The 8,071-nt window shown below is 68.1% G+C and carries 9 protein-coding genes and 1 pseudogene; 8 read left to right on the top strand and 2 right to left on the bottom strand.

What is annotated here, in order from left to right; all coding sequences use genetic code 11:
* Positions 1 to 285: 285 nt before the first annotated feature.
* Positions 286 to 885: pseudogene (locus RMO85_RS19640) on the top strand (DUF4082 domain-containing protein); the annotation flags it as partial.
* A gap of 204 nt (positions 886 to 1,089) precedes the next feature.
* Entirely contained in the window at positions 1,090 to 1,773 is a 684-nt protein-coding gene (locus tag RMO85_RS06725) for a hypothetical protein (protein WP_310527834.1), read from the top strand.
* On the opposite strand, the gene RMO85_RS06720 is transcribed toward RMO85_RS06725, so the two are convergent.
* The gene (locus tag RMO85_RS06720; protein ID WP_310527832.1) at positions 1,763 to 2,467 is read right to left on the bottom strand and encodes a hypothetical protein; all 705 of its coding nucleotides are present in this window, start codon (positions 2,465 to 2,467) and stop codon (positions 1,763 to 1,765) included. The two genes, RMO85_RS06725 and RMO85_RS06720, sit on opposite strands and share 11 nt — an antisense overlap.
* Positions 2,468 to 2,493: 26 nt before the next feature.
* Positions 2,494 to 3,363 (bottom strand): hypothetical protein, encoded by an 870-nt coding sequence (locus RMO85_RS06715; protein WP_310527830.1) that lies wholly within the window; start codon positions 3,361 to 3,363, stop codon positions 2,494 to 2,496.
* A gap of 119 nt (positions 3,364 to 3,482) precedes the next feature.
* On the opposite strand from RMO85_RS06715, the gene RMO85_RS06710 reads away from it, so the two are divergent.
* From RMO85_RS06710 to RMO85_RS06685, 6 genes are all read left to right on the top strand, one after another.
* Entirely contained in the window at positions 3,483 to 4,142 is a 660-nt protein-coding gene (locus RMO85_RS06710; protein ID WP_310527827.1) for a polysaccharide deacetylase family protein, read from the top strand.
* Between the two features lie 45 nt (positions 4,143 to 4,187).
* Entirely contained in the window at positions 4,188 to 5,348 is a 1,161-nt protein-coding gene (locus RMO85_RS06705; protein WP_310527823.1) for a hypothetical protein, read from the top strand.
* 351 nt (positions 5,349 to 5,699) lie between these two features.
* Positions 5,700 to 5,834, top strand: coding sequence for a hypothetical protein (locus RMO85_RS06700; protein WP_310527819.1), 135 nt, complete (start codon positions 5,700 to 5,702; stop codon positions 5,832 to 5,834).
* 194 nt (positions 5,835 to 6,028) lie between these two features.
* Positions 6,029 to 6,700: a hypothetical protein gene (locus RMO85_RS06695; protein WP_310527816.1), complete on the top strand. Its 672-nt coding sequence runs from the start codon at positions 6,029 to 6,031 to the stop codon at positions 6,698 to 6,700.
* Entirely contained in the window at positions 6,697 to 7,680 is a 984-nt protein-coding gene (locus tag RMO85_RS06690) for a glycosyltransferase family 2 protein (RefSeq protein WP_310527811.1), read from the top strand. The genes RMO85_RS06695 and RMO85_RS06690 overlap by 4 nt, the downstream gene beginning before the upstream one ends.
* Before the next feature lie 87 nt (positions 7,681 to 7,767).
* A partial coding sequence (locus RMO85_RS06685) for an AMP-binding protein (protein WP_310527806.1) occupies positions 7,768 to 8,071 on the top strand: 304 nt, incomplete at its 3' end.

The raw sequence follows: 8,071 nt of genomic DNA, 5'->3' as shown, positions 1-8,071 counted from the left end.
GAACAGTGACCGTGGCGTCGACGACCAGGTGGAGTGGCTCGACGATGACACCCTCCTCTACGGCCTGCCCCGCGAGGACGAACCGGGGGTGACCGACGTCTGGTCAATCGACACCACCGCCGAGGCTGAGCCGGAGCTGCTGATCGAGGAGGCCTGGTCTCCCACCGTGGTGCGGTGAGACACAGATTGGTGAAGTTTCTCGGACCGCCTTGCCCGCCGTTTCGATCCAAGCCACTCTGAGCCGGGGCTCTCGGAACTTCGTCTATCGCCTCAGCGAGGCCACTTATGCGTCAACTGACCCGAACGCGTTCTCAGCGTGCCCGTTTCATCACCGCCGTGATCGGCTTGACGCTTCTCGGCGCTGCCGCATCGATGACGAGCACGCTGGCCTCCCCACCGGATCGTCTCGGTGTCGGGGAGTTGGACCGGCTGGGACCAACAGTCGGTCTCTTTCCGTCCGGCTCTCCCAGCGCCACCGTCACCACTCGACGGGGTGCGTCACGCGAGGTGGGAGTGCGTTTCCACCCCGAGGTGGCGGGCACAGCGACCGGCCTCCGCTACTTCAAGGCGTTGCGACGCAAGGGTGCGACCCCCCGCACGGCCACCTTGTGGAGTTCCGATGGAGACGTGCTCGCGCGGACCGCGATCCTGCCCACGAGGAGTCAAGGCTGGAACTCCGTCACGTTCTCATCCCCTGTCCGACTGGTGCCGGGCACGAGGTATGTCGTATCGGTGCACACACGCGGCAAAGGCATACACGTTGCTACGCCAGGCTGGTTCGACACGGGTGTCGTGACCGCGAACTTGCGCGCCCCGCGGCGCAACGGGGTGACGTTGAAGGCACGCAAGACGACATTCCCCTCGGTGACTGCGCCCCGAGCAACGAACTACTGGGTGGACGTGCGCTTCTTGCCTGGCCGGGGTCCGATCGGTAGTCCGACGCCGACCTCAACAGCGACCCCCACCCCGACTCCGACTCCGACGAATGGACCCTTCCCCGGCCCCGACAACACGGGAGTCCCTGCCGGGACAGCGCTGACGACCTACACCGGTCCGTGCACAATCACGTCGGCGCGGACCATCACGGCGGTGGATGCCACCGGGGCCTGCGATGCGCTGGTCATTCAGACCACCGGTGTGGTCATCGACAAGTCGCTCGTGCCGCGGGTGGAGTCCACCATGGGTGACGGCGACACATCGGTCACGATCACCGACTCCGATGTGCGCGCCGGACGATGGTCGGACGGTGCACTGTGGGGGTACAACATCAGTGCCACCCGGGTCGACGTCACCGGCGGCCAGCACAGCTTCCACTGCAACGACAACTGCACGCTGATCGACTCCTGGCTCCACGACCAGTACAACCCGGACGGCCAGAGCTACCACAACAACGCGTTCATCTCCAACGGCGGCACCAATATGCTGGTGCGTCACAACACGCTGCACTGCACCGCGATCCTCAACAGTCAGGACGGCGGGTGCACGGCGGACGTGTCACTGTTCGGGGACTTCGACCCGATCAGTCACGTGCAGATCGACAACAACCTGCTCAAGGCCAACGCGTCGTCGATCTCCTATTGCGCGTACGGCGGCTACTCACCGTCCAAGCCCTTCCCGATCGCCACCTACATCGAGTTCACGAACAACGTCTTCGAGCGTGGGACCAATTCACGGTGCGGCGTCTACGGCCCGATCACGGCGTTCCAGAAGGGAGCGACGGGCAACGTGTGGACGGGCAACGTGTGGGACAAGGGCGGCGCCGTCAACCCGTGAGCCCCGGGTCCACGTCAGAGCCGATCGCCACCAGGGACTTGGTGACTCCGGCGACGCGCTCGCGGTGGATGCGCGATGTCGGGAAATATGCACGCAGTTCCGCAACCCCGACGAGTTCGGTCCACTGCACCTCCGACATCGCCTCGGCCGACGACTCGGGTCTGCTGTGCGCGAGGGGCCACGATGCCGCCAATCGTGCCCTCACCCCCATCGGCAGGAACTGGAGTCCCGGGAAGAGCCAGTGCGGCTCGAGCGGAAAGTAGCGGTAGGGAGTTTGCACCCAGTGGCGAGAGGCGAGGGCATGGACCTCTGCTGCGAGAGCGACCCGCTGGGCGTGGCCACCGACGTGCTCGAGCAGGGAGTTGGAGAAGACCACGTCGTACGACAGCGGCGCACCAGCGGCTTCAAGCTCCGCCCGCGCCCTGCAGGCATCCCCAGTGACAGGCCTCAGCCAATCGACCTCGGAGACTCCGGGCTCGAAGAGGTTGAGCACCGTCACCTGGGCGGGCCGTACCGGGGCCCGCACCCAAGCCTCCACGGTGCCTCCCAGGTCAAGGACCGAGAGCCCCGCCATGTCCGGGAAGGATCGTTTCACCAGGGACCAACGCTCCGCGCGCATGCGGGCGCCGAGTGACCCTGGCGCATCCACGACCTTGTGCCGCAGCCGTGCCGCCACCCCGCCGTTCACTGTCATCTCGCTCGCCTCCGTCAAGGGTCTGCTCACCACGGAACGCACGTGAGCTCGCTGTACAAGTAGTCGATCGATCGAGCGGGCACCTGGCCGCTTCGAAACATCTTGGGGCGCGGCGAGTGCTGCTCCCAGGAGAGCTTCGGCCGCCGGCCAACCACTCGTCGCTCGACCAGGGTCACCAGCGCCCGGTGGCGCAACAACAGGTGCCGGTACGGCGCATGGCCGGCGCGTGCCAGCACCACCGGGTCAGAGACGTACAGAAGTGACGCGAAGAGCGGCAGGCCGCGGCGCCGGTCGCGGCGCGCGATGACGTAACAGATGTCGCCATCGACCTTGACCACGAAGTGCAGTGCCGCCGCAGCGCCCCGGTGGTCTCGATAGACCGACAACTCGGTCCCCGTCAACAAGGCCTCGATGGCGCAGGGCGCGGTCACCAGCCGCACTCCCCGACGCGACGCGAGCGGCAGATTGGGGACCATCGAGGTCGCCGTGTCGAGGGATTCGAAACCCAACCGTTTGTTGAGTTCGACCACATTGCCGCTCGGGGAGAGGTCGACGAACTCATAGCCACTCTGGCGGAGCAGAGCCCGCACCATGCGTAGCCCGTGGCCACGGTGCTCGTCGAGCACACACCAGGCGGCCAGGTTGCACATCCGCCGAGTCCGGTCTCCATCGGCGCGCTCGGAATAGAAGGCGAGATAGGCGCCGACGACCTCGCCGCCCTGACGGAGCATGAACCCATGGTTGGGCGCATCCACGTCCCAGGGCGGAACGGCACAACGAGCCCACTCAGCGGGGCTCAGCCGCCGGTTGAGGTGCTCGTGCAGAAAGGCGGCGACAGCCCGAACGTCGTTGTCCGTGATCGGGGCCAGGGCCACCCCCGTGGGCTCGTCGACCATGCCGAGATCGTAGGTAGCAGGGAGACAATCCCTCCGGCACCGACCTCCACATACCGGATTTGGGGGACCCACCCCGCCACCCGCGAGACGACCCGCCCCTTCTGCCTACCGTTCGACCCATGCCCACCGTCAACATCTGCTTCCACGGCATCGGAACGCCCAGACGGGAGCTCGAGCCCGACGAAGATGGCTACTGGATCTCGCGCGACCTGATGCTTCGCGTCCTCGACCGGGTGGCCGAGCGGTCCGACGTCCGCCTGAGCTTTGACGACGGCAACGCGTCGGACGCCGAGATCGCCCTGCCGGCCCTCCAGGAGCGCGGCCTCACGGCGACCTTCTTCGTCCTGGCCGGCAGGCTCGACCATCCGGGCAGCCTCACCCGCGACGACGTGCGACGCCTGCACACGAGCGGCATGAAGATCGGCAGCCACGGGATGTGGCACCGGCCGTGGCGCGGCATAGACGCGGCGACCGCGGAGCAGGAACTGGTCGCAGCCCGCGCGATGCTCTCCGACATCACCCGCGCCCCCGTGCAGGACGCGGCGCTCCCTCTCGGCCGTTACGACCGACGCCTTCTCGCGCGGCTGCGTGCCCTCGACTACAGCTCCGTGCACACCAGCGATCGACGCCGAGCCCGGACCGACTCCTGGGTGCAGCCTCGATACAGCATCCGCCGGAGCGACACCGTCAACAGCGTGGAGGGAGACGTCCTGCGTGCGCCGCGGCTACCCGCCCGAGCCAAGGGCGCGCTCGCCGGCACCCTCAAGCGACTGCGATGACGACACGATGCGGCGCCGCGGCGCGACCAGCAGGAGGCGTGTGACGTGGGACTGAGCATCGCATGCGTCTTCAACGACATCGAAGTGCGCCGGCACTGCCTCGACCGGTCGCTGGCGGCGTACGCCGGGCCGGCGCCGCTGCAATACCTCCCGATCGACAACACCGCGCATGCCTTCTCCTCGGCCGGGGCGGCACTCAACCACGCGGCGCGCCTCGCGCAGCACGACGTGGTGGTGTTCGTGCACCAGGACGTCTACCTGCACGACATCGACCGTCTCGTCGCCGCAGCGTCCGCACTCGACGATCCGCGGTGGGGCGTGCTCGGCGCCAGCGGGGTGACCGCCGAGGGGACTCTGGCCGGGCGGCTGCGCGACCGAGTCATCCTCATCGGCGCTTCCGCCGATGTCCCGGTCCCGGTGGACACTCTCGACGAAGTCCTCTTCATGGCGAGACGCACCGACGTGTTGGAGGAGCCGCTCACCGAGGACCCAGACCTGGCGTGGCATGCCTACGCGGTGGAGTACGCACTGCGCATGCGGTCGTCCGGACGCCTCGCCGGCGCTGTGGACACCGGGATCACGCACAACAGCCTGACCATCAATCTCGCCCGGCTCGACGAGGCCCACCGCAGCATCGGGAATCGATATCCGGGACTGCTGCCGATCCGCACCACGTGCGGCACCGTGACCGGGCACGCCTGGGACTGGCGCGACCTCCCGATCCTGCGCCAACACGGCTGGCGGCGCTCCTGGCTGCGGAAATCACGCCTCGCTGCCAGGGTGCGGAGCACCCTCGACGTTCCGGTCGTCTTGGCCGACATCGCACACGAGGTCGATCTGCTCGAGTTCTGTGCACGGAACCCGCTGCACCTGATCAACCTCGATGCTGCCGGGACGTTTTCCGCCATCGCCGGCCAGGAGGTCGTCCTCGAGCGGCGCGGGCGCTCCGTGGCGATGTCCTCGGTCGCCGGTCACCACGAGCTGGAACGGGCGCTCGACAAGCTGTCGCGTGACGACCACGTGCTCGTGACTGGCTTGGCGATCGACGACCTCGACTGGCTGCTACCGCGGATCCGGTCGGGTGAGTGGCTCGCGGGCGTGCAGTGGGACGAGGCCTGGCTGCTGGGCGGCTCGCAGGCGTCCACACCCCCGCAAGCCTGGCGCCGGCCTCAGGCGACTCCGTTGGGGGCCGCTCGCTCGCGCTGAGCCACTGCAACTGCCACCGCCACTGCGAACTCGTCGCAGTGCGACAGGGAGATGCGGATCGAACCAACCCCGCGGCTGACCATGTCGCCCCCTGCCCGTCGCGCGTTCCTTGCCCTCGGAACTAGACCTCGCCGAGGCGGCCCGGGTGGCCGAGCAGGCACGCCTCACCAATATTGGTGAGCCTCCGTTGAGTTCGCCGCGACACGGACGCTCGGGCTGATGCACTGCAGCCAAGACTGTGAGCCTGGGGGGACGCACGTGGAAGATCAGATCAGGACCGATCTGCGAGTGTTCATCGGCAGCAACTTCCTGTTGTGTGACCTCTCTCGGATCCCCTGCGACGAGGACTCAATGATCGAGTTCGTTCAGGCACACTTCGAGATCCAGGTCGCTGAGTCCCAGACGGTCCTCGACAACGTCGGCAGCATCGGGGGGCTCACCCGATTCGTGCTCGCGAAAAAGGGTGCGAGCCAGCCGGTCGGCTGAAGGTCTCGAGGCGATGACCATGGAAGCCGGCGATCCGGGGTCCACCACGACCCCCGAAACACACCCGATCACAACGGACAAGTACTACTCGATCGTGTCGGGGGGCCGTCGAGACCTCCCGCATCGGCTAAGGCTCCGCCTCGCTCCGCTGCTCGTGCAGTCGGTCGAGGAGATCAGGTGAAGCGGGGGACGACATGACCTCAAGAGACCTGATCACCGCCATGCTCCGACGTTGGTACGTCATGGTCGTCGGTGCCGCCCTGAGCGTTGGGGCGCTCTACGTCTCGATCAACCAACCGCCGGTCTACTGGACGCAGTACAACGTCCTTCTCGTCGGCCCGGCCGGCGCGGAGGGCACAGACGTGCTCGACGACCCGGTCTACGCCCTGCCACCGCTGGTAGGGGTTCTCGCGACCGAGCTCAACCACGGGCATCCACCCATGCTCACCGGTGACGTGGACGCGACGATGGTGGGCCAGGGGAGGCTGGACGGAGTCCAGTTCCGAGCACCCAATCTCGGCACGCAGTGGCGCCCGATCTTCTCCGCCAACTACCTGGACGTCCAGGTGGCCGGGCGCACTCCCGACGAGGTGTCGGCCGCGGCGGCCTCGGCCACCCGCGACGTGGTCAGCCGGCTGGAGGCCGAACAGGACAACCTCGGGATCCCGACCGAGTTGCGGGCGCGGGCCGTGCCCTCGTCGCCAGATCCTACGATCTACGCAGTCACTGGGAGCCGTGCCCGAACGGCGGGGGCGACCGGACTGCTCGGCGCCTCGATCACCGTGGTGCTCGTCTACTGGTTGGAGAAGTGGCGCCCTCGACGCCCCCTTCGCACGGTCGGCGCAACTCCCGGGACCACGCCATGAAGCCGTTGCTGATCGCGGTGGTCACCTGGAACAGCGCGCAGGTCCTGCCCGGACTGATCGACTCCCTGGCAGCCGGAACCGGTCACCTCGACTATCACCTCGTCGTCGTGGACAACGCCTCGGACGACGGCACCGTCGATGTCGTTCGGACCCTGGCGCCCGGCGCGACAGTGGTGCAGACAGGACGCAACGCTGGATACGCGGCCGGGATCAACGCCGCCCTCTCCGTCGCGCCCGATGCCCCGGCCGTGCTCGTCCTCAACCCTGACGTACGCCTGGGCACCGACTGCCTCCCGGAGTTGCTGTCGGCACTCGACGAGCCAGGTGCGGGCATCGCCGTCCCTCGCCTGGTCGACGGATCGGGAGCGCTCATCCACTCGCTCCGCAGGCGCCCGACCCTCAAACGCGCGTTCGCCGACGCGTTGCTCGGCGCAACCAGGGCAGGCCGATGGCCCGGCCTCGGCGAGATCGTGACCGATCCCGCGACGTATGCGATCGCCGGCGACGCCGACTGGGCCGAGGGGTCCACCCAGCTGATCGGGCGTCAGTGCCTCGACGACTGCGGCCCCTGGGACGAGTCCTACTTCCTCTACTCCGAGGAGACCGAGTTCGACCTGCGCGCCGCGTCGCGCGGGTACTCCGTGCGCTATGTCCCCACGGCATCGGCCGTCCACCTCGAGGGCGACTCCGGCACGTCTCCGCGGTTGTGGGCCCTGCTGGTGGCCAATCGACTGCGACTCTTCGCCCGGCTCGGTCCGGGTCCTCGCGTCGGATTCTACTGGCTGGCCCTGCTGCTGCGTGAGGGCACCCGAGCCCTTCGAGGTGACGCGATCGCGCGCGCGGCAGTGGGTGTGCTCGTGCGGCCCTCGCTCCTGCGTGCCGAACGGGGACCTGAGTGGCTGGACCGAGTGCCCGCCCCGGATCCCACAAATGGGGTATCCGGATTGAGCCCAGCCCGCCCGGGGGCGATCCGGTCGTAGCGTTCGGGACATGGGGAGGCGCAGGGCTGAGCGTCGATCGTCGAGACCGGCGCCGGGGGGCCGCTGCTGGGGAGAGGTGGGCCTGAGATGAGGACCAACCTGCACCACCTGCTGGAGGAGCGCGCTTCGAGCACCGGCACCCTGCCGGCGCTGACCCACGAGGAGATCTGCCTCGACTACGCGGAAACGTGGGAGCAGTCCTGGCGCGCGGCAGGAGCGCTCAGATCGCTCGGAGTCTCGCGGGGAGATCGAGTGGCTGTCTTCCTCGACAAGCGCCCGGAGACCATCGCCGCCATCTTCGGTGCCTCGGCGGCCGGCGCCGTCTTCGTGCCCGTCAACCCGGCGCTCAAGGCCGGCCAGGTCGCCTACATCCTCGCGGACTGCGGGGTAG

The sequence above is a fragment of the Nocardioides sp. genome (genome assembly GCF_031422975.1).
Lineage (GTDB): Bacteria > Actinomycetota > Actinomycetes > Propionibacteriales > Nocardioidaceae > Nocardioides.
The sequence above is the reverse complement of the archived record's forward strand: the minus strand, read 5'-3'. Positions and strand labels throughout refer to the sequence as shown.